The organism is Paenibacillus sp. GYB004 (genome assembly GCF_036577605.1).
GTDB classification, from domain to species: Bacteria; Bacillota; Bacilli; order Paenibacillales; family NBRC-103111; genus Paenibacillus_AB; species Paenibacillus_AB oceani.
The window spans coordinates 443,712-470,676 of sequence record NZ_JARBDB010000047.1; the positions used below are offsets into that span (position 1 = coordinate 443,712).

Here is a 26,965-nt window from a genome sequence, read left to right on the forward strand (position 1 = left end):
TTAGTTCATCTTATATAGTTAAGAATTTTAGAGGGGTGCCGAAGTGGAGTTTATCAAACTAATCTGTCCAAATTGTAACGGGAAAATTGAAAATAAAAAAGGGCAAACGTTCAAATGTCCTTTTTGTGAGACAGAACTATTATTAAAAGAGAATAAAGTCTATTATGTGGACCAAACGATTCATAATTATTACGGAACGCCTCCTGCTTCCGCTCCGGTAGCAACAAAACCGGCGAATAGTGCAAAAAAGCTAGGTCTTGTGTCGCTCGTGCTCCTTTGTGCCATGGTTGGATATTTCTTTTTGATCGGCAATCCAGTTAAAGACAGCGGTACTGTCAAATCGCCGCCTGTACGAACCATGCCGGAAAGCGAAGTGCTCCTGTTCTTTTTAAAAGATATTTTCAACAAAGGCACAGCGATGCCGACGGAAGAAGAAATTGCGCGAATCCGTTATTTGTCCGCAGACCATTCTGAAGATCAGTGGCATTTCGTTTACAGCTTCGACGATCCGTTTACGAATAAGCAAGCCGAAAAAATCAACTATGTGATTACAGACAAAATATTGAATACGCAAAAAATCGAACAAAAAGACTTTGAGGCGTTTAGCGGACTAACGGCGTTAAATCTGATGGGGGAATATGAGATTTCCAAAAATCAGGACATTAGTTTTCGGCATATGCAAAGCTTAAAAAGCTATGAAGGCGGCTTTAACGAATCGTTCCGGGTGTTCGCCCAATATTTTGCCGATAAAGCCAAGATCGTAGAACTCTCCGTACAAATCCGGAACAACGCGGAACTGGCTTTGCTGCTGGAGTTTCCGAATTTGCAGTCGCTTGACATTTCCTATGTCGATAAGTCTGTTACGGACTTCCATCTGCTGAATCAGCTGAAGCTAAAGTCATTATCATTTCGTACGATCAACGATATAAAATGGTTGTCTTCCTTAACCGGCTTGGAGTCCTTAGGCATCTATTATAGTGATGCAACCGACTTTAGTTCCTTGTATTCACTGAGTCAATTACAAGAGTTGAGGTTTGAGGCAGTAAAAAATTTAAAAACGATTGATTTTGTCCAAAACATGCCTAACCTGCAAGTGCTGGAGATCGATCGGGCCGATCTTGCGAGCTTAGAACGCCTAAGAAATAAGTTATCCTTGACGAAGCTGCAAGTAGCGTACCTCTCTCCATTAGGTTCTGTTGAATTTGTGAACAGTTTAACTTCTCTGACGGAATTGTCGATAACGGGTTATCATGGAGCGGTCTCCTCATTCACACTGCCTAATTTAAAGAAAGCCGAAGTATCCGGTTCGATCTTGAAAAAGCTGACGGCGCCTGCCTTGCAATCTTTAAAGGTTAACATTGGCAGCGTAGATGTACATGGGGCAGATGTCATGAAATACCCGCAGCTGGAGCAGCTTTCACTGATTGATGGAAGTTTTGAAGATGTCCGTTCCCTGGATCGTCTGCCCAGTCTGCAATCCTTATATGTAGAAGATATGAGTTTTTACGATGAAACGAGTGCGTTATTCCAATTACAGCATATCAAAACGTTGACCTGTAATGATTGCAGTTTCCAGCTCCGCAGCCAAGATCCGTTCTCAAATGATACGCTCGAACATTTAATTTTGACCAAGACGTGGTTTCAAATAGGCAACGAACGAGTGAGTGAAATGGATAAGGTGATGCCTTATTTTGCAAATGTGACAGCCTTACGTTCATTTTCCATGCAGGACAGCTCGCTGCAATCGCTGGATTTCATGAACAAGTGGCAGCACATGGAGGTGCTTCATTTGGAAAATAACGCGATTTCCAATGTGGAGCCTTTAGTGAAATTGCCTAAACTGCAAAAGTTGTATATGGCAGGAAATCCGGTACAAAACAAGTCTGTTCTGGATAAGAGAATTTTAGTTTATTGATAAAAAAGGTCGGTTGTCCAGCTCCCTATAGGATAGACAGGTAACACGGTCTGTCGCATAGGGAGTTTGTTTTTGCTGCAGAAACGATTGCATATGGGAGAAGAGGATATATATTTTTACTTGATAGTAGTAATAATTACGATTATAATATCGCTATGCTTCACACATTGATTCTTTTTCAGTTGTATTAATAGTAAAAATTACGTTTAATCGATTCATCTTACAAATCGAAAGGCAGGTAAATCTCATGAGCGAAAATCAGCTTTACGATGTATGGTGGACCGAGCAGAAAGACGGCGAGCAGCGCATGGAGGATGAGCACCAGACTCATTGGCGCAAAGTGGTAGGGTATATGGAGGAGTCCGAGCTGAGCGATTTCGAGATTCTCGACTTCGGCTGCAATCAAGGAGGCTTCCTTCGCTTTCTGTACGGACAGAAACCTTTCAAGAGCGGTGTCGGCATCGATCTGGCCCGTCGTTCGGTGGATATCGCCAATGCAAGAAAGGGCGGCTTGCCGGTTCGTTATGAAGCCACCTCAACGCCCGAGCAATTTCAACACCGGTTTCACTTAGCCGTCAGCATTTCTGTCATCTATCTGATCTCCGATCTGAAGGAGCACGCCTGGAAAATCAAGCAGGCCCTCAAGCCGGGCGGCGTTTATTATGCGACCTACACCGACTACTCGGGGAATCCGAGCTTGCCGTCCATTCGCGAGCAAATTAACCGGAACGGTGCTTTGCCCATGAACGAGCATCGGCTTGACGATATCGCCGGCGCATTTCTTGGGGAAGGTTTTCAAGTCCAGATTCGCCGAATCCCGCCTCGCGGCTACATCACGCTATCCGATCAGGAACGATGGTTCGGCTGTTATGCGGACCGGATGCTGTACGAGTATGAGCAGGCTTATATGTTCCGTTTCACGGCTCCTGCCGAAGATCAAAGTAACCGGTAGCGAAAGGAGTTTATATCATGCTTGCTCTCATTAGAAAATATGTATGGCTGTTTCCCTTGACGCTTGCCTTCTTGCTCGCAGGCTGCTCATCGGGCGATCCTGATTCCGAAACGAAACCATCCCCGGAAAAATCCGTCACAGTAGCCTGGAACGTCGATGTCGGTCCGCTAAATCCGCATCTGTACGCTCCCAGCCAAATGTTTGCACAGGCTATGGTATACGAGCCGCTGGTGGACTATGCGGAAGGCGGCAGCATTGTCCCGCGGCTGGCTGAGAAGTGGGACATTTCGCCGGACGGCTTGAGCTATACCTTTCATCTTCGCCGGGACGTCGTTTTCTCCGACGGCACCTCCTTTGGGGCAGACAACGTGAAGCGGAATTTCGACGCCATTATGGCCAACAAGGAGCGCCATTCCTGGATGGGAGTCATCTCCGTGCTGGAGAAGACGGAGAAGCTTGATGAATACACGATCAGGCTGACGCTCAACCAGGCTTATTATCCGCTTCTGCAGGAACTCGCCTTCGTCCGGCCGTTCCGGATTCTTGCGGACGCCGGTTTCCCGGACAGCGGCAAAACCTCGGAATCGATCGCCAAGCCGATCGGCACCGGACCGTGGATTCTGAGCGAGTACAAGAAGGACGAGTACGCGGTATTTCGCCGCAACGACCATTATTGGGGAACGAAGCCGAAGCTCGGTTCGGTGAAAGTACGTATCATCCCGGACCCGGAGACGATCGTAACCGCCTTTGAGAAGAACGAACTGGATATGATCGTAGGAAGCGGCCTGATCAGTATAGACAGCTTCAAATACTTGAAACAGTCCGGGAAATACATCACAGGATCTTCCGAACCGCTGACCACCCGCACCTTCGTGCTGAACAGCGTCAAGGCGCCTACGTCAGATATTCGGATTCGGCAAGCGATCCAGCACGGCATCGATAAGGAGAAGATGGTGAACAGTGTCACCCTGGGACTGGAGAAAAAAGCCGATTGGGTCATGGCGCGCAACTTCCCCTATTCGGACATCGGGCTCAAGCCGTACGAATACGATCCGGACAAAGCCGTGCGGCTGTTGGAGGAGGCCGGCTGGAAGCTTCCGGCGGGGAAAACCGTACGCGAAAAAGACGGCAAGCCGCTTTCGCTCGACCTGGTCTACGTCAGCACGGATGCGATCCAGAAGCCGATGGCCGAGATCGTTCAAGCCGAGCTCGCGAAGATCGGCATCCAGGTTCTCGTCAAAGGTGAGGAGCTGATGGTCGGCAACGGGCGGTTGAAGTCCGGCGATTATCATCTGAATGTGTGGAATACATACGGCGTGCCGAACGACCCTCATAACTTCGTAACGACAAGCACGCAAGCCAAGACCGGTATTCATGAGGCGCTGCTGGACGTATCGGCGAAACCCCGGATTGATGCATGGGGCAAAGAAGTGCTGAACAGCACGGACGAGAAGAAGCGCCAACAGCTGTATGTCCAGTTTCTGACGGCCATTCACGAGAGCGCCGTGTTTTACCCGATTTCTTACGATGCTGTGATCGCAGTCGCCCATAAGAAGTTTAGCGGTCTCAAGTTTGGGGCGACGAAGTACGATTTCCCGTTCCAGCAGCTCGACATCGTTCCATGACGGGACGCCGGATTCTCCTATACGTTCGCAACCGGCTTCTGGGCCTTCCGTTCATCCTGCTTGGCATCTCTCTGCTGGCGTTCGTGCTCGTCCGTCTTGTCCCTGTGGAGCCGGCCGAGGTCGTTCTGCGGATATCCAACATTCCGCCCACCGATGAAGCGATCGCCTCCATGCGCCAGGAGCTCGGTACCGACCGGCCGCTTCCGGTTCAGTATGCCGATTGGCTGTGGAAAGCGGTGCATTTCGATTTCGGAACGTCTTATGTCGGCAAAAATCCGGTGTGGGCAGACATCCGGGAGAAGTTTCCTTCGACGCTGCTGCTGGCGGGCTCGGCTACCTTGTTGTCGCTGCTCGTCAGTATTCCGCTCGGTGTATGGGCCGCCATGTACAAGGGGAGGGCCATCGATCAGTTGAGCCGCGTGTTATCGCTTGTCGGTTCCTCGATGCCGCGTTATTGGCTGGCCTTCCTGCTCGTGTATGCGTTCGCGGTCAAGCTCGACTGGTTTCCGATCCAGGGCCGCGGCGGCTGGCAGCATCTCGTGCTTCCTACGGTCACGTTATCGGCGGCGAATATCGCATTGTTCTCCCGCCTGCTTCGTTCCACGATGCTGGAGAATGCGAAGGAACCCTACGTCCTGTACGCGAGGGTGCGCGGACTAAGCGAGAGGGAGATCGTCCTGCGCCATATCCTGCCGAATTCCTTGCTCCCGCTGATCACTTCGGTAGGCGTCAGCTTTGGTTATTTACTGGGAGGAACGGTCATCGTGGAGCAAATATTCAGCTGGCCCGGACTGGGGCGGTTTCTGATCGAATCGATTATGAGCCGGGATTATCCGGTGATTCAATGTTATGTGCTGCTCATGGCCGCCGTGTTCGTTCTGACGAATCTGGCGGCGGATGTGATCGGCCGGATGCTGGACCCCCGGCTGATGAATGGGGAAGGGGGGAACGGGAGTTGAATGCGCCGGCTGCCCCTAGTTATGTACGGCGGGGAAAAAAGCAGGTTTCCGTCGTGATCGGATGCTCTATGATCTTGGCGCTTCTAGTGCTTGCCGGGGCTGCGGCGCCGTGGATCGTGCCGAACAATCCGAATCAGATCGACCTGATAAACAAATTTGCCTCCTTTTCCGCCCAATACCCGTTAGGAACCGACCATCTGGGAAGGTGCACGTTCTCCCGGCTGCTTATGGGAATACGCACTTCCTTGTTTATTTCGCTACTGGTCATATCGTCAACGATTCTGATCGGCGCTCTCGCAGGCACGATAACGGCTCTCCGAGGCGGGTGGCTCGACGCCGCATTTATGCGAATCTGCGACATTCTCCTGGCGTTTCCGACTCTTGTGCTCGCCTTCGCCCTGCTCGGGATTCTCGGTCCCGGGACGATGAATCTCATTCTCGCGCTGGTGCTCTCCCAGTGGGTCTATTATGCGAAGATGGTGCGCAGCATGGTGCTGAAGGTGAAGCTTCAGCTCTATTATCAGTCAGCCCGGGTTGCCGGTACGAGACGATGGGGACTCCTGTGGCGGCATGTGATTCCGGGCATATCGTCGCAGCTGCTCGTACTGGCTACGCTTGAGTTCGGAACGATCCTGCTCGAGGTGACCGGATTGTCCTTCCTGGGTCTCGGCGTGCAAGCTCCCCACGCAGAATGGGGGAATGATGATGAACGAAGCCCGCCAGCACCTGCGACAGCATCCCGAACTGATGTGGCTTCCCGGCATAGCAGTTACGCTTGTAGTGATTTGCAGCAACGTGCTGGGGGAGACGTTAAGAGATTATTTCGATCCGAAGGAGCGGTCATGATGCGGAATGTCAAATTGCCGGAGCCGATCCTCTCGGTAAGCCGCCTTGCCATCGATCTATCGGCGGCAGCCGGACCGGTCCGGATCGTGGACGGCGTCGATCTGCATGTCCGCGCCGGGACGGTTATGGGGATCGTCGGGGAGAGCGGCAGCGGCAAATCGATGACCTGTATGGCTTGTATGGGGCTATTGCCTCCGGGGGCCGCCGTTGCGGGCGGAAGGATCTCGCTTGCCGGTCGGGAATTGCTCGCGCTCTCCCCGGAAGAGCGCCGCCAGCTTCGCGGTTCGCGGTTATCTATGGTTATGCAAAATCCGATGGCTTCGTTTAATCCGATTCGAACGATCGGCCATCATTTCACAGAGACGATTCGGGCCCGCGAATCTGTCGGACGCGAAGACGCCCGGGAGCAAGCCGTCGGCCGCTTGAAGCGGATCGGTCTGCCCCGTCCGGACGAGCTGATGAACCTGTATCCGTATCAGTTAAGCGGAGGGATGCTCCAACGGGTCATGATTGCAATCGCCCTGTCGGCGGGACCGGATGTGCTTTTTGCGGATGAACCGACAACCGCGCTCGATCTGGTCAGTCAGCGCCATGTATTAACCGAACTGGAGCAGTTGTGCCGTTCGGAAGGAACGGCTCTTGTGATCATTACCCACGATCTGGGAGTAATCGCCGAACTGGCCGACGAAGTCGCTGTCATGCGTCAGGGGCGTATCGTCGAAACGGCTGAGGTTTTCCGGCTGTTTAACGATCCGCAGCATCCCTATACGAAGCAGCTGCTTGAGAAGCAGATCGGGTGAGGCGGCGAAGCGACGGATATTTCGTATGAAGGGAGGTTGCCCGGAATGTCATTGCTGGAGCTGGCAGGTGTGAGCAAATCCTACGTGAAGGAACGCGGCTTACTGGGGAGCGCCAAACGTTATGCGGCGCTGCATCCGGCATCGTTCAGCCTGGAGGCCGGCGAGTGCTTGGGGATCGTCGGAGCAAGCGGATCGGGCAAAAGTACGCTCGGCAAGCTTATCCTCGGACTCGAACAACCGGACGAAGGGGCGATCCGGTTCCGCGGCGCCGATTGGCTGAACGCCTCAGCGGCGGAAAGACACCGGCTCCGCCGCGACCTGCAGGCCGTCTTCCAGAACAGCGGCGATGCGCTGAACCCTCGAATGAACGTTAGACAAATCGTAGCCGAACCGTTGTTGAATTATGAGCGCTTCACGAAGCGGGAGCTGGAGCGGGCCTGTCTGGATGCATTGGAAGCCGTAGGGCTGAGCGCCGCGGAGGCCGGCAAGCTGCCGCATCAATTAAGCGGGGGCCAGCAGCAGCGGCTGTGCATTGCCCGCGCCCTGACGCTCCGTCCCAAGCTGATTGTGCTTGACGAAGCCGTAAGCAGCCTCGACCGGATGCTGCAGGCTCAAATTCTGGAGCTTCTTCGCCGTCTAAGATCGGAACATCGGCTGTCCTACCTCTTTATCACGCACGATATGAAGGCAGCCCGTCATTTAGCGGATCGGCTGATCGTAATGGATCACGGAGACATCGTCGAGCGTTTGGATTCCTTGACGGCGCTCGAATCCTTGTCCCATCCGGCATCGAGACGGCTGCTGGAAGCCCGGTTGCCGGGTCATCCTTCGGGGCGTAAGCGAATTGTGGAAGCGGGACTAAGGGGCGCAGCGTCTCCATGCCTGGTCCATATTCCGTAGATAGTAGGCAGGACTTGAAAAGGACGGTGCGAATTGATAAGATTTTGGTGACATCCAAAATCCAATTCAATCAGGCAGGGAGCAGAAATAGCGATGAATTCAAAGCCGAGCCGACGCACTTTCAGAGACCGTATGAACGAAATGATCGCCGCGCTGCGCCGCGATATCGAGTCGGGCGTTTATGCGCCCGGTTCTTTCTTGCCATCGGAGGAACGGCTTGCCGAGCAGTTCGAAGTGAGCTACAAATCGGTGGCCAAAGCACTTGATCAGCTGGCGGCCGAAGGGTTGCTGGTCAAAATACGCCGGGTGGGCAGCAAGGTCGTCAAAAAGGAGACGGTTCATTTCGGGTTTCACGATACGATGTACCGGGACGTCGACCTGGCCTCGCTGCTTGCCTTGTTTCACCAGGAGCATCCGCATATCGAGATCCGTCCGGTCGCCATCTCGCAAAACTATGCTTCGGATACGATCGATGATCTGATGACATCCGGCCGGTTCGACGTCATGATGACTAATCATATTTACTACCAGCACGCCCGGGAGCGCAATCGGCTGAACGTGCTGGAGCCGGTGCGCCTTGCGGACGACACGTATCCGTTTCTGCGCGAGGAGCTGCTTGTCGACGGCGTCAGCTACGCCTTGCCGCTTGTATTTTCACCGGTCATCCTCGCCTATAATCCGGAGCATTTCCGGGAGGCGGGGCTCCCGGAGCCGGACAGCGGATGGACGTGGGAACGGATGCTGGAGGCTGCCGCGCAGCTGACGAAGCCAGGCGGAAGATACGGGTTCGCCGCCAGCTTCCTGGCCGGCAACAACCGCTGGCCGGCGATCTGGATGCAGCTTGCCTCCGATCCGCTGCATTCATCCGGCTGGCGGCCGGAGGCGGAGGAGCTTGCCGCCGCACTGACGTACTGCTGCGGCTTGATGAAAGCGGACGGAGTCGTACCGAGTTTCCTTGACGTTTCGACGATGCAGTCTCTGTTCGCCGAAGGCAAGCTGTCGATGCTGATGACGACTTACTTTTTGCTGAACGGCTTGGGCGACAAGATTCCGTACGATATTGCGCCATTGCCGTACGTAACGAAACCGCGAACCATGCTGCTGTGGATCGGACTGTCCATCTACCGCAAGACGGCGGTGCCGGAGGCGGCCCGCACGTTCGTTGAGTTTATGTCGTCTCCCGAGGCGCAGGCGGTCATCCGCCGCAATACGCTCAGCATCCCGGGCTCCGCAGTCGCGGCCGGCGCATCGGAGCCAAAGGTGCATAAGCCGGAGCGTTACCATTTGTACCGGGAAATTATTCCGTCCTACCGGAGCCATCGGCAATACGGACTGAGCCACGAGACAATCGAAGCGGTGCGCGAGCTGCTGCCGCTGCTGTACTCCGGCTTGATCGGAGATGCGGAGCTGCGCGTCCGGCTGGCGGAGCTGCTGGATCGGCAGGAGGCGGAGCGGACCGCTTCCGGCGGTTAAGGCACTTCGGCACGGGGCGGCTGCCAGTCCGATGACAAAAGGGTACATCCCCGCCAGTTGGTTGGAATAAGAACAAACCACCTTTATTTCGTTTGTTTGATGGAAAAACGCACTAACGTAGAGGGTTGCTCGCCAAAGGACCGCCCGGATGGCTTAGAGACCACAGAAATAGTCATGGTTTTTCGAGGAATGCCGATTATTAGGTTTGATCTTCAGCGAAAAGACCGTTTAAAGCCAGTTCACAGGCTAAAACGGTCTTTTTGCATCTTAGAAAAAAGCCGAGAGGGCTGTTCTGTTCAGTGGCCGCGAGCTTTTTGGACGGTTTTTGGCTTGCATTCGTTCTGCCGGACGCGCCATTGAAATCAAAAAAAGCGACGAATGGAAATCCGATGGTTGACATTGCTGCGGGAAGGATTATAATTTGTTATGTAGATAGTATGTAGATGTTTATATGTGAATTATTATAGCTTGTTAACGTATTCTGCATATCTTCTACATAACGTAAAAGAATGGAGGACGAGAAGCTTGGCATGGACGATCGCTCTCTGCTATCCGCCCAACCTGCAACGACCGATTTTGCACGAACGGCACCTGGAACGTCTGGCGGGCCTGGGGAGGGTGATTCACACGGAATGGACGGACCCGGAGCAAGCGCGCCGTTCGCTGTATGAGGCCGATGCGGCCATCACCTCGTGGGGGACGCCGGTGCTGGACGAGGAGTGGCTTCGCCACTGCCCACGGCTGAAGGTGGTCGCGCATGCGGCCGGCACGGTCAAAGGGCTTGTATCCTCCGCGCTGTGGGAACGGGGCATCCGCGTATCGAGCGCCAACGGACCGCTGGGGGAGGGGGTTGCCGAGACAACGTTAGGCATGACGATCGCCTCGCTGAAAAATATGTGGCGCATCGATCGGGCAACGCGTTCCGGCGGATGGAAGGAAGAAAGAAAAGAGGCGCGAGAACTGTATCAGATTACGGTCGGCGTGATCGGAGCGGGCAAGGCGGGCATGCACTATATGAAGCTGCTGCGTCCCTTTCAGATCAAGGTGCTGGCTTACGATCCGTTCGTCAGCCGGCAGCAGCTGGCAGAGCTGGGAGCGACCCGGACGGACCTGGACGAATTGATCCGCCAATCCGATGTCATTTCGATTCACGCGCCGCTGCTGCCTTCGACCCGCAATATGATCGATCGGAGCCGGCTTATGGCGATGAAGGACGACGCCATTGTGATCAATACGGCCAGGGCGCCGATCATCGACGAGGAGGCGCTGGTCGAGCAGTTGTCGCTCGGACGGCTGTTCGCCTGTCTGGACGTCACCTCGTCGGAGCCGCTGGCGGCCGATCATCCGCTGCGCTCGCTGCCGAATTGCACGGTGACGTGTCATATTGCGGGAGCGGTATCCAATGGCGGCTATCGGCTCGGACAATTTGCAGTCGAAGAGCTTGAACGTTTTAAGCGGGGGATCCGGATGGAAGGCGAGGTGGAACGCGAGCAGATGGAGATTTTGGCGTAGGAGCCGCTGGCTTGGGCACTTGAAGAAAGCGTTTACAAAAATAAGGAGGCAATGTGGACCATGAATACCCGAACTGTGAAAACGGCATGGCTGCCAGTGATGATGGCGAGCGCGCTTGCCCTGACCGCATGCGGCAGCGTCGGAACGGAGCCGCGGCAGGCCCAAGAGGACAATGGCGCGGCCGTACCGAGTGCGCCTAAGCCGGTCGATCTGTTTATTTATACCGATGTGACTGACGAAGTGTTCCAGGCGACCTGGGGCGAGCGTATTCGCCGGCAATTTCCCCATGTGACCGTCAAGCATCAGCAGGGGGTAAAAGGCGCGCGGATCGAAGATCTGGTGGCGGCGGGCACGATCCCGGATGTGATGCGGACGCAGACGACAACGATTCGCGACGAATATCTGAACCTGGGGCTCTCCTACGATATGCGCGAGCTGGTGCAGAAACACAAGTTGGACCTTAACCGGTTCAATCCCGTTTATTTGCAGCGCATCATCAATGAAACCGGGGCGTCCGGGGGCGAAATCTACGGCTTGCCGATCAATTCCCCCAGTCCGCTCGTCCTGTTTTACAACAAAGACCTGTTCGGCAAGTTCGGCGTTCCGTATCCGAAGGACGGTATGTCATGGGACGATTTGGTTCCGCTGGTCCAGCAGCTGTCCCGCTCGGAAGGCGGCATCTTGTATCGCGGATTGACGACCAATTATATGTCGGTGCTGCGGGACAATGCATGGTCCCACCCGATTTTGAACCCGAATGCCAACGAGATGGCCGACACGGCCAAATGGCAAATTTTGTTCAACAATCTGAAGCGTTTTTACGAGATTCCCAACAATCCGATGGCGGCCTCGCTTACGGCCGAGCTCCAGCTGTTTTACAAGGAACGGACGGCTGCGATGTATGTCGGGCAAATTAACCAGTTCAACTCGTTCCCGGCCGATCTGAGCTGGGATATGGTCAGCTTGCCGCAGTTGAAGGAAGTGCCGAACAGGCTGTCCCAGCTGACGCCTCCGTACTGGTCGATTACCCGTCAAAGCAAGGTGAAGGACGAAGCGTTCGCCGTCATAATGGATTTGCTGTCCGAGGACGTGCAGCTCGCACAAGCCAAGGAAGGCAAAATTCCGACCCTTGCGGACAAAAAGCTGGAGCAGGCGTTCGGTCAGGAGACGCCGGCGCTGAAGGGCAAAAACACAAAAGCGGTCTTTTATCATCCGTTCGCCGACCCGACGCCGCTCAGGAAAGCCGAACTGCCGGTCGTGCCGCTTGGCAAGCAGCAAACGATTGTGAGCAACGCTTTCGAGAAGGTGGTGAAGCAGGGAACCGACGTCAATACGGCGCTGCGGGAGGCGCAGGATCAGCTTAAGAAAGAGCTGGATACCGCAAAAGCCAAGTAGAGCCGGCTGCGCAAGGCGCACAGACGACAGAACAGCGGGATGAAGCGATCCTATGACGATACGAAGCTGTATATCGCCTGGGACGGACGATATGTAAGCGGATACAATAAAAGGCTGCGGCAATCCTTACAGCCTTTGAGGAGGAGACGCACATGCAGGGAAAATGGAAACAAGGTCTCACCCGGGTGCAGGCGGGCGTATTGATCGTGGCGCTGGCATCGCCAGGCTGGACGGCAGCGGGCGGCTCGCCGGTGACGGAGCCGTATGAAGGGGAGAGCGCCACTGTAGTGGTTGCGCCAGAGGTTGCCGTGCATACGGATCGATGGCTGACGGCGCAGCGCGCTTCAGTCCCCGTCCAGACGGACGGCGTGTGGAGCGAAAGCGTATGGGAAGAAGTTTACGGAACCGGCGGTTTTTCCACCGCCTTTTTCAATGAACAGGCGGAACAGCAGACGATCATGAAGCTGGCTTATGACGATACGCATCTGTATATTGCCTTGGACGGCCAATATGAGAGCGGATACAGTCCGGCGAATGCGCCGGAGGCGGAACGGGTTTTCGTGCTGCTGAGCCGCGACGACGACATGATGAAATTTTACAGCGTCCCTGTCACGATTACGCCGGGACCGCATCCGATCCGGATTCGGTACAACAATTTCACAGCTGCCGATGTGCGGGAAACGCTGCAAGTGACGGTGGACTTGACGCAAGGCGGGCAGTCGCAGCAAGCGGTGAGCAAGCGAAGCGACGGCTGGAGCGCCGAAGTCAGCATCCCGCTGTCCGTGCTCGGAGTCGATGAGATTGAGCCCGGTGAGCGCTGGCATGTGAATGCGATCCGTTATTTTGGGATCGCTTCCCAACGTCCGCTCAGCTCCTGGGCGCCGGTCCGGCGGGCGACGGTGATCGATGGCGACGGCTCCGGCCCGAACCGCGGATATACGCTGAGCGTATACACGGCCAATGAAGGGCGGTTCGGCAGCTTGTATTTCGGAGGAAGAGCGAATGCGCCCGTCAGCGGCAAGCCGGTTGTCGCGTGGCCGCTGACGACTCCGGCACGATTGCTGTACGATAGCTTTACGGAGAAGCGGCTAATCCTGCAGGAGAGTGATTGGAATGCGGTTGAGTCGTCGGTGGATATGCGCTGGACTTCGCCGCACGGTGAACAAACTTCGATCGTTCCGGCGTCCATCGCAAGCGAGGGAAACGAGCGGGTCCTCTCGTTCACCCATCCGGAGCCTCTGCAAAACGGGACGTACCGGCTTCAGGTGACCGCAGAGGAAACCGGAGGTCTTCAGGCCAGACAGCTGGAGCTGGCCTTTGACCGGGACGGACTGATCGCCGCCGGCGATAAGCGGTTTCCGGTTCAACCGTTGGCGGCCGTGACTCATTTGACGCCTGCGGCCCCATCGCCGGAAGTCGCCTTGCTGCTGACACTTGTGCCGGAGAAGGTGGGGATGTTTTTCGCGGGGGTGCCGCATGCCCCGGAGCTTTCGGAACGGGCGACCAATTACACCTGGTCGGTTGCCGATCCGTGGGCATTGACCTCGACGGACAGCGGGAAGTTGAAGTATCCGAATGCGCAGTATCCGGAAAACAAGCAGCTGACGGTGACCAATCGTCTGGGTCAGACGGTGGACTACCCGTACTACGAGGATGCGAACGGAACACGGTACTTTCTGTCCGCCCATCTGTGGTATTTGCAGCGGCAGTACTTGTTGACGCGGACGCGGGAGCTGGCGTTAACCGATCCGCTTGGGGCGGCGCGTCTGATACACCGGTTCGCGGAGGTGTTCCCGGGCTGGGTGCCGATGAACGATTACGACAAAGGCGTGCAGTATCCGGTCGATCCGGCGGGCGGTCCGCCTTACCCGTACTATGGCGGCTTGTGGTCCCGCTGGTCGCAGTCCGAACTGAACGCGCTCGGGCAGTTGGCGGATGCTTATGCGATCGTCAAACGGACGAACGCCTTCGATCTGCTGAGCGCCGAATTGGGCGAAGACGCGGACGCGCGCATCGTCGAGGACATGTTCCGGCCGACGCTGGATTACTTTCATTCGTTTCCGGTCATTAAGCACAACAACGAGGTGCTGAACTACATCGGACTGATCGCGCTGGCCAAAGCGCTGAACGATCCCGCCCTGATGCACGAGGCGGTCGAGCTGGTGGAGCGGTACGCAGCCAATGTATATATGCTGGACGGCTTCTGGAAGGAAGTATCGGTGACGTACCACAAAGATTCGGCGCTGCTGCTCAGCCGGGCGGCCGAGCAGGCGGCGGGGTGGAGCGATCCGCCGGGGTACGAGTCGCCGCGGACGGGCACGCGGCTGGAACAGCTGGATTTGCTGCAGCGGATGCCGCAGCTGCCGGCGATGCTCGGGCTCGCTGCGAAGCTGACGTACCCGGACGGACGGGTGCTGCCGATCAACGATACCTGGGCGTTCTATAAACCGCCGCAGCCGCAGGATACCGGCTCGCTGGTGCTGCCCGGCGGCGGGATTGCCAAGCTGACGCGCGGCCAGGGGGCCGGACAGACGATGCTGTATATGGGCTTTTCGCCGAACAACGGCCACGATCACAAAGATCCGCTCAATTTGACGCTGTATGCAAACGGTCAGGAGCTGCTGCCGGACATCGGTTATACGCATACGAAGTATAGGCAGTGGAGCGCATCGACGCTGGCGCACAACACAGTGGTGGTGGACGGCCGCGATGCGTCGATCTCGGGGAATGCCAAGCCGGGCGGCGTCATCCGCGAGATGGTCAAGCTGGGCGATGCGGCCGAGGTGGTGCGGGCGGAGCAATCGAACGCATACCCGCAGACGGAGAGTTACGGACGGGAACCGTGGTTGATCGGGTTCCACGGAGGGGGAGCGAACGAGGCGTATGTGCTGGACTTGTTTCGCGTGACCGGCGGGGCGCGGCACGAGTATACGCTGAACGGTGATGCGAACCGGACGGCATATTTCGAGACGGAGGCGGCACTGCAGGAATACGGCCCGTATTTGCTGGACGGAAATCCGGCCGTGGTGGAGCCGGTGAATGAATACGATACCGGCACGATCAGCGGCGGGCAGTACCACGGGTACATGCATGTGCGAAACGTGCGGTCAGCGGCGCTGGCGGACGGACGGTTCGAGGCGACGCTGCGGACGATGGAAGGTGCGGGAGCGCGTTCGAATCTGCGAATCAGCGGGTTTGCCGGAACAGGAGCCAGCCAGCTGTTCATCGGCGAATCGCCGTCGCTGCAGGCCACCCGGCTGAAAGGCTTGAACTATGACACGCAGACGGAGGCGGTCAAACATTTCATGCCGAAGCTGGTCGTGCGCCGGGAAGGAACAGCGCTGAAAAGTAACTTCATTACGGTGCTGGAGCCGTTCGCGTCCGGGCAGCAGCCGCGGATCGAACACATCGAAGTGCTGCACAGCGACGAGCAGACCGGAGCAGCCGCGGTGGCGATCACCTACGGCAACACGCGGGATATTGTGCTAAGCGCGCCGCAGTATGCGGGTGTGCCGCTGGTCGTCGGCGATTTGCGGCTGGACGGCAAGCTCGGCTTTATCCGGCTGGTGGACGGCCAGATCGAGCAGATGCGTCTGGCGGACGGCACGCGGCTGAGCAAGGGAGCGGTCGTAATCACGGCAGGCGGCGCGGTTCAAGGTACGATTGTGCGAACGGAGCGGGAGCGGGACGGCCACGGGCATAACGCGCTGGTGACGGAGGCGGCGGTGCCGCAGTCCGCGGCAGGCCGTTACGTGATCGTCACGCATCCGGACGGATCGGCAGCCGGCTACCGGATCGAAAGCGTCCAGCCGCGGGCAGGCGAGACGGCGCTTGTGCTGGGAGAGCAGGAGCCGGGCTTCACGATCGGGCCGGACGGCCGCTCCGGACAGCTGTATTTTCCGATGAAGCAGTGGACCGGTGCGCATACGCTGCATCTTGCAAATCTGGAGGCAAGCGGGTTTGCCGCTCTTCCGCAACTTATGGCGGGAACGGTAAGCGGAACGGTATACGGTCCCGGGCTTGAACCGCTGGATGGCGCAAATGTGAATGTGAGCGGATTTGGCGGTTTATCAGCCGTAACCGGACCGGATGGCGCCTTTGTGCTGCCACAGGTTCCGGGCGGCTGGCAGCGGGTAACGGCTAAGAAAGACGGCTATCGTACGACAGTGTCGGATGCCGTCTATGTAGAAGCGGGTCAGGCGGTAAGCGTTCCGCTGAAGCTGGATGACAACTCGCCTCCGATGTTGACCGGCGGGCCTGCGGTAGGTGCGGGAATCGGGGAGTCGATACAGGCGGCGTCGTCCCGCGACGGCTGGCTGTACCTGGTACCGGAAACGGTTCCTCCGGTGCCGTCGCAGCTGGAAACGGCTGTCGTCAGCGCAGCGGTGTACGCTGCCCGCGCCGAGGCTGCGGCTCATATTCCGGCTTTGCTCGAAACGTCCGGTTTCGCTGCCGGGAGGTATATGTTGTACGCAGTAGACGGCCGCGGACGTGTGTCCGCAGGATCGCTCGTATGGCTGTTGTCTACCGTCCAAGAGATCGTGGACAATGAAGATCCGCTCGTCCGGTATTCCGGGACGTGGACGACGACGCGCAACGACGACCGGCATATCGGCAGCAGCGCTGTAACGGCGACCTCGGACGGAGCCTACGCCGAGATTCCCTTTTATGGCGCAAGGGCGCAACTGCTCGGCGTTCGTTTCCATACGCACGGCAAAGCTGCGATTTATGTCGATGGCGAATACCGGACAACGGTGGACAACTACCGTGCAAGCTGGAAAGCGCAGGAGGTCCTATTCGATACGGGAGAGCTGCCGGAAGGGGCGCACATCATCCGGTACGAGCGGCTCGGCGAGAAAAACGCAGCCTCCAGCAACTATTTGATCCACTTTGACGCGCTGCGTGTCATGACAGCGGCACAACTGCCGCCGGTTGCCGCCCGCGTCGGAGAAGGACCGGTTGCCGTCGGCTCGCCGGTAGCGGCCACGAGCTCCAAGAGCGCTACCCTTTATCTTGTCCCGCGAAGCACGAGCGCGACTCGCAGTGCGATCGAAGCGGCAGCGGCGGGAGCCGGCGGCTCAAGCGTGACGGTGACGGCTTCGGCTTACGGGCTGCTGGACACGACCGGTTTTTTGCCGGGCTTGTACAGCGTATATGCGATCGATGCGAACGGCGTCCTATCCGAACCGCTTCCGCCGATTCCCGTGATCGATCCCGGCGCAACGATTGTAGACAGCGCCGGCCCGGTTGTCTATTATAGCGGATCGTGGTATACCACAAACAATGATAGCCGGCATATCGGCAATAGCGCGGTGACGGCGATGAACAATGGGGCTTATGCCGACATTCCGTTTTACGGGAAAAGGGCGCAGCTGCTCGGCGTTCGCTTCCATGCGCACGGGAAAGCCGCGATTTATATCGATGGCGAGTACCGGACAACGGTGGACAATTACCGCGCAGCCTGGAAGGCGCAAGAGATTATTTTCGATACGGGAGAGCTGCCGGAAGGGCTGCACACGATCAGATACGAGCGAATCGGCGAGAAAAATCCCGCCGCCAGCGACTATTTGGTTCACTTCGACGCGCTTCGGGTGATCAACGAGCCGTAGTCGGGGGGAGGAGGGGATGCCGATCCGCAGATCAGATGTATAACATACTCTACCTGCTGCTGCAGGAAAGCATTCCTCCCACGCACTGCACGTCAACAGACCGTCCGGACTTTTACCGGACGGTTTTTTGGTTTTCTCAATCGGATTGTCATCGAGTGACAAAAATGGTGACAACGCGCTCCCAGATATGGGCCGTTCGTTGCTATGTTGCGAATGGCGCCTCTCCTATAATGAAAAAGGCAAAAACTGCACGCATTGCCAACAAATCGAGGGAGGAAGAAGAGATGAAACACGGATGAAGCGCGAAGTCGGGTACGGACAGCAGCCGATGCCGGGTTATGGATCAATCCGCGATTAGGAGAAGGAGCAGTGCAATGGGAAACCGTAATCGATTTTTGAGGAAAACGCTTTGTTTGACGCTGGCGCTTTCGATTCCGCTGTCCGGTCTGCTGGCGCAGACGGGAATCGGGGGGACTGCGGCGGCCGAGACGAATGCATCGGAAACGATGCTGAGAAGCTTGTTCGGCGGGTTGACCACAGAGTCGATCACGTCGCAAGCTGCGTCGCCGGAGTCGAACGACGATCCGATCGTCAGGCAGAACATCGGTATATTCGCCGCCGATGCCGGGGGTGTCGTCAATGCCGTCTACGCGGCGGAGAAGCCGGCCGCGCCGGTACTGGACCCGCTGCCCGCCTACTCGAACCTTTCAAGCATCGCCGTAACGGGAAGCGCGGCGGCGGGAGCGGCCGTAACGGTAAGTTATGCCCGGAACGGGGGGGCTGACACCGCAGCGGGAACCGTCACAGCCGACGCTTCCGCGGCATTCCGGTTCGATTTGCCGCTGATGGAGGAAGGGGAGTACCGGATTACCGCCATAGCAAGTCAGAACGGGACGTCAAGCGACCGTTCCGGGCCGGCTGTCGTCATAGCCGACCGTACGCCGCCGCAGAGAGTGGAGAATGCGGGCTGGAAGCTGCTGTACCCGTCCAATACGACGGTGCTGCTGCAGTGGATGCCTCCGCTTGTCCCGGACGGACAGGGAGGCATGAAGCCTGATGCTTCGATCGCCCGCTACACCGTGTCCGATACGTCGGATACGCAGCTTCGGGAAACGGCGGGGTTTGAGGCGATCATGGAAGGGCTGGAGCCTGCGCGCATGTATCCGTATCGGGTTCGTGCGGTCGATCAGGCCGGCAACGTATCCGACTACGAGACGATTTATGCGGGAACGTCGCCTGCCGGGGAGGTCAAGTTGACCGATTTTGCCTTCGAGGTGCCTGTGCCTCCCGCAATGAGCGGCGATGGCGGCACGATCCTGTACACGGACGACGAGAACCAGCTGTACCGCGTCGATACGACGACAGGAGATCACACGGAAGTGGTTCTGACGCGCGACGGGGAAGCGCCGGACGGCACAATCCGGGAACTGGCCGTCAACCGTGCCGGGAACCGCTTCGCCTTCTCGTCGGATGCGGCCAATCTGCGGGTCGCCCAAAACCCGAACGGAGCGCCTAATGCCGTCTATGTGTATGACACGGATACGGAGCTGATCGGTCTTGTGTCTACGCCCGGACAGCGGGCAGGCAAACCGGTCTTGAGCGGAAGCGGGCAGTTGCTCGCATTTGTGGAGAACGGCCAGGTTTACGTGCACGACCGTGCCGACAATTCCGTCAGGCTGGTAAGCGAAGCGGAGGGCGGAGGGGCCGGCAACGGCATCAGCGACTTTCCGGCGATCAGTGCGGACGGGCGGCGGATCGTCTATGAGACGACCTCGACGAACCTGAAGGGGGCGGCAACGAGCGGGGGCGGGTCCAACGCCATCGCCGTGTACGACGTCGCCTCGGACCGGCACGTATGGGTGGCCGGAAGCGTCGGCTCGAGCCGCAACCCGGCGATCAGCGCCGACGGCGCACTTGTCGTATACCGGGGCAGTTTTGGCGGCTTCCCCAAGCTGCATATGCTGGATATGCGAGACCCGGACAGCGCTAATTGGACCAACGAGGCTTTCCCGGACAACCGCTCTACGAATCAGCGGAAGGACAAATCTTACAGTCGGGTCGCGATCAGCGGCGACGGCAGCTATGCGGTTGCGACACTGCATGACTATAACCCGCAAGGAAGCCCGTACGCCAATTCGTATGCCGAGCGGTTCAACCGTCAGACCGGAGCGGTCGATACCGTCGGCAATCCGGCCTCCAACGCCCCGTTCGCCTTGATCGACGAAACGGGCAACCGGATCGTTTATGTGAGGGACGGGGGTTTGTACACGTACTGCTACGGAGTATGCGTGCAGCCCGAACCCTCGGATGACATCGAATCGGTTAATTGGTCGACGGCAAGCAGCGATCAGACGTTCGGCAGCGTGAATCCCGGCGCCGTTGTCACGATTCAGGCGATCGGCAAGCCGGGAGGCGATATCGTGGCCGAGGTTGCTTACCGCGAGACGATCGAGGGAGATCCGGCCCGCGAGCGTGCGGCGAAGAAAACGCTGGCGATGACGGAAACGCCGGGCGGTTCCGGCTTGTACCGGGCGACGTTCTCCGTAGCCGAAGGCATGACGCAAATCGACTCCATCGCCGCCCGTCCGGCAGGCGGCGGAGATTCGCGGTACGCGCCTCAGACGCCGATTCACGTCGCCGGCAAGCTGTTGGTCACGATTGAGGCTCCGTATCCCGCCGTGCTCGGCACACTCCAGCTCGCGCTGCAAAGCTCGGAAGGACTGTCAACGAAGAGGCCGCTGGCCGCAGGGCAGACGCGTTACGAGTTGATGTGGCCGGCCGATCCCGGCGTGACCTTGGAGATCCGCGACGCGAACGGCGCAGAAGTTTACGCTAGACAAAGCGGCGTAACGGTTCACAAGGGAGCGGCGACACCAGTCGCGCTGGCTCCGGTCATTCCCGCCACCCTGTCCGTAGAGGTGTTGCACGGCTTTCGCCCGGTGGTTGCTCAGTTGACGTTCAAGGACGAGAGCGGCGCGACGATCGGCAGCATGACCACGGACAGTATGGGCAAGGCTGTCTTGTCGGGCCGCCAGGCCGGTGAAACCGTAACGGTATCGGTCGCGCCTCCGAACGAATATGCTATGCCGGCCGATCGGCAGGTTACGCTCCGCATCGGAAACGAATCGCTGCAAGTTTCGCTCGAAAAGTGGAGCGATACGGTAGGCAGCCATAAAATCGAGTTCGCCCGCGAGGTTGGCCGGGAACCGTTTAAACGGCCGGTAATCGGCAGCGAGGTCCGCGTGACGGCCAGAGCGAAAAGCGGTATTGCGCTGCGGGCCAAAATCGTCAAGGAGGTGTGGGACGGCGGGGAGTCGACCGTACCGGCAGACGAGTGGATCGGGCTTGCCGAATCGCCGGATGATCCGGGAGGTTATGCGGGGAGCTTTGCGATCGCCGAAGGAACCGCCTCATTAGAGGAGCTCACGTTCGAAGCAAACGGCGTCTTGTTCGCCGAAACGTATCCGATCCGAAAACATGTGGCAAGCCGGCTCCAGGTCGAACTTGACGTGCTTCCCGATTCGGAATGGTCGGCCAAATTGGCAGGCGCTGCGCTAGACATATCGTCTTACGGCGCTTCGAATCTGTTCTATTACTCGGAGAGGAAGACGGTCGGCGACGGAACGGAGGTGTACACGTTTGACACCCCGTATCCTTTGTCAGCGCATTCGCTTATCTTGCGTCCGGCCGGGTTGAAGTCGGTACAGCTTAAGGTGGCTTCGCCTGCGAGCGGGTTAACCTCGAATGTGTCGCTCGCTCCCGAATTCGACTTCGCCTTTCGCTGGAACATGAAGCAGGATGGCGTTCCGGCCATGTGGTATAAAGGGACGCTGCGAAACGTCTCCGACGATTCCGTCCTCTGGCAGAGCAGCGGATACGACTTGTTGCCCGCCACCGTCCAGCTGCCGCGCCGCAGTGCGTCGGTGGAAAGGCTGCAATTGACGATCGTTCCGTCAGACCCTTCGTACGAGGTTCAAACGGTCGAAATGACGGCAAACAGCGCTGTCACCGCCATGGATGTCCCGATTGTCAAAAAGCCGGAAGCGCTGCTAAGCGGGCGCGTGTTCGGGACAGGTGGGGCACCGTCGGCTGGCAGCACCGTAACCGCTACGGTCAAGCGGGACAACACGTCCAAAACGTTCCGGGCGGTCACGGACAAATCCGGAGCTTACAGCCTGACCGTGCCCGCGGGCGAAGTAGAGCTGAAGGCGACGAGCTCTGCCGGCGCCGGACGATTGTCCCGCACGTTGAAGCTGGAGGCGATCGGCGAGCAGACCGTCGATTTGACCTTGCACGACTATGCCAAGGTAACCTTCCGTCTGTATACGAAGCTGCTCGGAGGGGATTGGTCAGGCCCGATCGAGCTGGATTGGCGGACTTCCGTCCATTTTCATGTGAAGCCGTCGTTCCAAGTCATGAGCCAGAAGGGGAACGAGTATCGGGCAGAAGCCGTAATCGGGGATACGATCGGCATATGCGTGAACGGATTCGAGGCCGGATTGCCTGGAAAATGCCAGGAGACCGTCATCGACGAGAATAACGAAGCCGCGATCGAGATCCGATTGGAAAACTCGGGCGGGCAAGCCGCATTCCGCGCGATCCGCCCCGACGGCAGTACGCCTACGAGCGTTTCGGCGGTACTGTACCAGCCGGACGGCTCGCACTCCAACTACTCCAATCTGTTGATTCATAAGGAGAAGCAGCAGTTCGTCATCCCGATCGGCAGCGCGGGCAACCACCGCCTGCAGCTGAGAGCGGCGAACGGGGATGCCGCCATGGTCGATTTCGCTGCGCGGCCGGGAGACATCGTCGAATTGGGCAACATTGCCCTGCAGCGGCCGATACGATTTTTCGGCGCAGGCAACGGGCTTGAAAGCGCGTCGGATTGGGCGACGCCGAACGGACGCATTACGCTTCGCGCTTTTTATTTGGACGGCGGCGGCTCTGGTCAAGCCGAAGTTCGGGATGCTATTCTGTCGCTTCAACTGCCTAAAGAAACGGAATACGTTCCGGGGACGCTCGTCGTGAACGGTACCGCTGTGCAGCCGTCGGACGTCGGGCAAACGCTTGAAATCCCGCTCGGATCAGTTAAACGGGGAGAACGCGGCGCCGTGCAGCTGCAATTGAAGCTGCGGGAGCAGCCTTCGCTGTCCCAGGTCGCGATCGCAGGCAAAATTCGCTATTCAGACAGCGTTCCACGCGAGGAAGCCATCGGTACGACGGTCATCGACATCGTGCCGGTAACGATCCGGGCGCCGGAGACGGTTGCGGCGCCGCAATTCAAGGTGAGCGGGTACGCGCCGGCTGGAGCGCAAGTAACTGTCTATGACAACGGAGTCGTGATGGGCGTCGCGTCCGTATCGCCGGAAGGCACATGGTCGCTTCCCGTGGAGCTGACCGACACGTTGACGCGGAAGCATCGCCTGACAACGGAAGCGGAGGTCGCCGGCGTACGTACCTACGGGGAACGCGCTTTCGTCGAGTACGATCCGAACGATCCCGGGCTTTCTTCGGTCGTGATGCGGCAGCCCGACGGGCGCGTCTACCAGTTCGATCCGGGCGAAGGAGTGGCGGTATTTCCATATGTCGTCGCCCCGAGCTATCCGTTTCTCTTCGAGCTCAGTTTTCGCGATATTTCCCGCGTCTATGACGTTTATGTGACGGTCGGAGACAGCGTCGCGCCGGCACAGCTGGTGGACGGCCGTTACCAGGCGAGCGTGCCGGTCACGTACAATCTCGGTCCGATCGGCGTGGAGTACAGAACGAAGCGAGCGGCAGATGAAGGGCCGGGTCCGGTACCGGATGAGGAGCAGTTCCGCCGCAGCCTGCCCAGCGATGTTGCCGGCTACAGCGTCGATTGGATCGCCGGTCCGGGCGAGAGAACGCCGGATGGAACGGTTATGCCCGCAGGCGCCGCTTCCGTCAAGCTGCAGTTCAATAGCAGTCTGAAAGGGCAGATGAGCGTGCTCACGGAACCGGCAGGCGCATACGAGCCGAGCGAGCGGGACCGGCAAGTTGCGGAGAGAACGGGTGTCCCTGTATACGGCTTCAACCTGAGTCTGTCCAAGAACGAGTCGTCTATGACCGTCAAGCTGACCGGATACGTGCCGGACGGCTCGGCCTCGCCGGCGACGGCGCGCGGCGGCGGTTCGGTCGCTGCGCTTGCGGTCAAGGAGGAACTGGTAAAGAAAACGGTGAGATTCACGATCGATAGGGTTGGCCAGGCGCTCGGCTTCCGCGACATCATCGCCGGGGCGATGGACGCCGCCGATCCGGACAATTTTGCAAGACGGATCAACCGGGCGATCGAAGTCGCCGAAAACCTTTGCGATTTGCAGGCGCGGGAATATTACACCAATTTCGCCTGGAACGTCAAACTGGATATTCATATGCACGAGCGAGTCAAAACGACAGTCGGCGTGCTCGGTACGTATCTCGGCAAAGGCCTTGGCGGTATCGCCTTCTGGGGAGAAGGCTACTACATCGGGATGAAGCTGGATGAGGTCATCAACGATGAATTGACTGAGCTGGAAGACCATTTGAACAAATATAACAGCGAGTTGAAATGCTCCAAGAAAAAGCCGAAGAAGCCGGTCGCCGATCCGAAATATATATGGGACCCGAGCGGGTATGTGTATGAAGGCATTCCGGGCAACCGGGTACAGGGCGTGACCGCAACCGTGATGGAGAAGGAGCCGGCAACCGGCGTCTGGAACGTGTGGGACTCCGAATGGTACGGCCAGTCGAACCCGCTGTTGACCGACGGTCAAGGCCGGTATGCCTGGGACGTTCCACCCGGCAAATGGATGGTTAAGTATGAGAAGGAAGGCTACGAGACGACATACAGCGACGAGTTGGATGTACCGCCGCCGCAGCTCGAGGTCAATATTCCGATGATGTCGTTTGACGAGCCGCAGGTGGACGCCGTTTACGCTGCCGCAGGCGGTGCGCATGTGGATATCCGTTTCAGCAAGCCGATCGATGCAGGCTCCATTGGTCCGGATTCCTTGATCGTGACCGCCGAGAATGGAACGGCCGTCGCGGGGGAAGCGAAGGCGAAGGAGCCGGTTGAAGCGAACGGCAAGACGCTGACCGAAGCGGTCCGTTTCGTTCCGGCCGGGCCGATGCCTGATGGGGCTTATCGGATGATCGTATCGGGAACGCTCGCCAGCTACGCCGGGGCAACGATGGGACGCGATGCCGAGCTATCGTTCCGGGTCGCAAGGCGGGACGTGACGCCTCCGGCGGATGTTGCGGGTTTGACGGCCGGGGTGACGTCCGGCACCGCGATCGTGGCGTGGGACGAACCGAAGGACGCCGATTACGCAGCGGCGCGCGTGCGCTGGAAGATGCGCGGTGCATCGGCGTTCGGCGAGCCGATCGAGGCGGCTAAAGGCGCCGGATGGGCGCAAATAACGGGATTGCCCGACGCGGACGGTTACGAGTTCCGAGTGACGGCCGTCGACGAGTCCGGCAACGAATCCGCGGGCGTCACCGCGCCTTGGACGCGCGGGGAAGATTGGACGCCGCCGCTTTCCGCTGCCGATCTGGAGGCTCTTTCCGTCGGGGAGGATCGGATCGAGCTCCGCTGGACCGATCCGGCTTCCTCCGATCTGGCAAAGCTACGGTTGTCGTGGGCCAGGGAGGCTTCGCCCGGCGACGTTCGTTCCGGCGAAACGACGCCGCGGACGGGGGCTTATACCATATCCGGGCTGACTCCGGATACAGCGTACATCGTATCGGTTGTGGCTGTCGACACCGCAGGCAACGAATCGCTGGCGGCATCGATCCAAGTCCGGACGGACGCGGCGTCAACAGGAGGCGGCGATCCGGCTCCGGGCGGCGGCTCCGGCGGGCACCCGGGTGGTCCTGCAGGCGGTGGTTCCGGCAGCGGAACGGCGGCGGACCCGCATGCAACGGAAGCGACGACCGGCCCGGCTGGCGGCATCTACCGGGCGTTCGAAGGCAAGTTGGAGCTGACCGTTGCTCCGGGAACGTTCCCGGCCGATACGAAGCTGTCTCTGCGCCTGAAGGAAGGAACGGACGCCAAGCTGCCGGGCGGTTATGCCCGCATATCGCATACGGTTACGATCGCATCCGACGGAGCCGTGCCGGCGAAGCCGATGAAGCTGAGCCTTCGGTTCGATCCGGCAGCGGCACGAACGATCGACGTGCGAAAGCTCGGCTTGTATAAGAAAGCAGATGCCCATCCGGCCGGATGGACTTATGTCGGGGGGATCGCCGATCCGGACAGCGGTACAGTCGAAGCTGATGTACCAGGCTACGGCGAATACGCCGTACTGCTGTATGACCGGACGTTCTCCGACTTAATCGCCCATTGGGCACGAAGCGATGCGGAAGTTCTCGTCAGCCGGCATCTTGTCGACGGTGCGGGCGCCGACCGTTTCGAGCCCGACCGGCCGATTACGCGGGCCGAGGCGACGAAGCTGCTGGTAGAGTCGCTTCGGCAAGGAATGGCTGCGGAGTGGAACGGCCAGATGGAAGCCAGGGCGAACACCGTATTTGCGGATGTGGCCCCGGACGCATGGTATGCTCCATACGTGGCTGCCGCCGTCCGGCTCGGCTTGGCGGAAGGGGCCGACAACCGATTCCGTCCGGACGATGCCGTCACCCGCGAGGAGTTGGCCGTCCTGCTGCGGCGGTTTGCCGGGCTGTACGACGGCGGAGCCTTGCCGGTGCCGCGCGGCGAAGAGCCGGCAGTGCTGGAGCGCTTCGCCGACGTGCGGGACATCTCCGGCTGGGCCAGGGAGGCGGTGGCGGATTCCGTCAGCCAAGGCTGGCTGCAAGGCGTAACCGCCACTGAGCTGATGCCGCAAGGCGAGGCGAATCGCGCCCAGGCCGCCGTGATGCTGCTTCGCGTGCTCACCAGCCTCGGCGCTATAACGAAATAGGCCGGCGTCATTTCAGCCTAGCCGTCTGGAAAGGGCAGCGGAACACCTTCGGGTATTCCGCCCTCTT

Annotated in this window: 11 protein-coding genes; all 11 read left to right on the top strand. The window is 58.5% G+C overall.

Translation table 11 applies throughout. The annotated features are described in order from the left end of the window. Positions 1–43: 43 nt before the first annotated feature. The 11 genes from PV433_RS20585 (at position 44) to PV433_RS20635 (ending at position 26,898) form a co-directional block, all read left to right on the top strand. Positions 44–1,915: a leucine-rich repeat domain-containing protein gene (locus tag PV433_RS20585; RefSeq protein ID WP_332073930.1), complete on the top strand. Its 1,872-nt coding sequence runs from the start codon at positions 44–46 to the stop codon at positions 1,913–1,915. Positions 1,916–2,162: 247 nt separating this feature from the next. Further along, on the top strand, positions 2,163–2,867 hold the full coding sequence (locus PV433_RS20590; RefSeq protein WP_332073931.1) for a class I SAM-dependent methyltransferase: 705 nt from the start codon (positions 2,163–2,165) through the stop codon (positions 2,865–2,867). A 17-nt stretch (positions 2,868–2,884) separates the two neighbouring features. Beyond that, positions 2,885–4,492, top strand: coding sequence for a nickel ABC transporter substrate-binding protein (nikA, locus tag PV433_RS20595; protein WP_332073932.1), 1,608 nt, complete (start codon positions 2,885–2,887; stop codon positions 4,490–4,492). Then, the gene (gene nikB, locus PV433_RS20600; protein ID WP_332073933.1) at positions 4,489–5,451 is read left to right on the top strand and encodes a nickel ABC transporter permease; all 963 of its coding nucleotides are present in this window, start codon (positions 4,489–4,491) and stop codon (positions 5,449–5,451) included. The genes nikA and nikB overlap by 4 nt, the downstream gene beginning before the upstream one ends. 53 nt (positions 5,452–5,504) lie before the next feature. After that, complete coding sequence (locus tag PV433_RS20605) at positions 5,505–7,097, top strand: dipeptide/oligopeptide/nickel ABC transporter permease/ATP-binding protein (protein ID WP_332073934.1); 1,593 nt, start codon at positions 5,505–5,507, stop codon at positions 7,095–7,097. A gap of 45 nt (positions 7,098–7,142) precedes the next feature. Beyond that, positions 7,143–7,997 (top strand): ABC transporter ATP-binding protein, encoded by an 855-nt coding sequence (locus PV433_RS20610; protein ID WP_332073935.1) that lies wholly within the window; start codon positions 7,143–7,145, stop codon positions 7,995–7,997. A 132-nt stretch (positions 7,998–8,129) separates the two neighbouring features. Further along, on the top strand, positions 8,130–9,470 hold the full coding sequence (locus tag PV433_RS20615) for an extracellular solute-binding protein (RefSeq protein WP_332073936.1): 1,341 nt from the start codon (positions 8,130–8,132) through the stop codon (positions 9,468–9,470). A 525-nt stretch (positions 9,471–9,995) separates the two neighbouring features. After that, positions 9,996–10,982, top strand: a complete 987-nt coding sequence (locus PV433_RS20620; protein ID WP_332073937.1) for a hydroxyacid dehydrogenase — start codon at positions 9,996–9,998, stop codon at positions 10,980–10,982. 60 nt (positions 10,983–11,042) lie between these two features. After that, positions 11,043–12,377 carry an ABC transporter substrate-binding protein gene (locus PV433_RS20625; protein WP_332073938.1) on the top strand — a complete coding sequence of 445 codons (1,335 nt, stop codon included), beginning with the start codon at positions 11,043–11,045 and terminating at the stop codon, positions 12,375–12,377. Positions 12,378–12,529: 152 nt separating this feature from the next. Then, positions 12,530–17,986 carry a heparinase II/III domain-containing protein gene (locus PV433_RS20630; RefSeq protein ID WP_332073939.1) on the top strand — a complete coding sequence of 1,819 codons (5,457 nt, stop codon included), beginning with the start codon at positions 12,530–12,532 and terminating at the stop codon, positions 17,984–17,986. A gap of 374 nt (positions 17,987–18,360) precedes the next feature. Further along, positions 18,361–26,898 carry an S-layer homology domain-containing protein gene (locus PV433_RS20635; protein WP_332073940.1) on the top strand — a complete coding sequence of 2,846 codons (8,538 nt, stop codon included), beginning with the start codon at positions 18,361–18,363 and terminating at the stop codon, positions 26,896–26,898. Positions 26,899–26,965 lie beyond the last annotated feature (67 nt).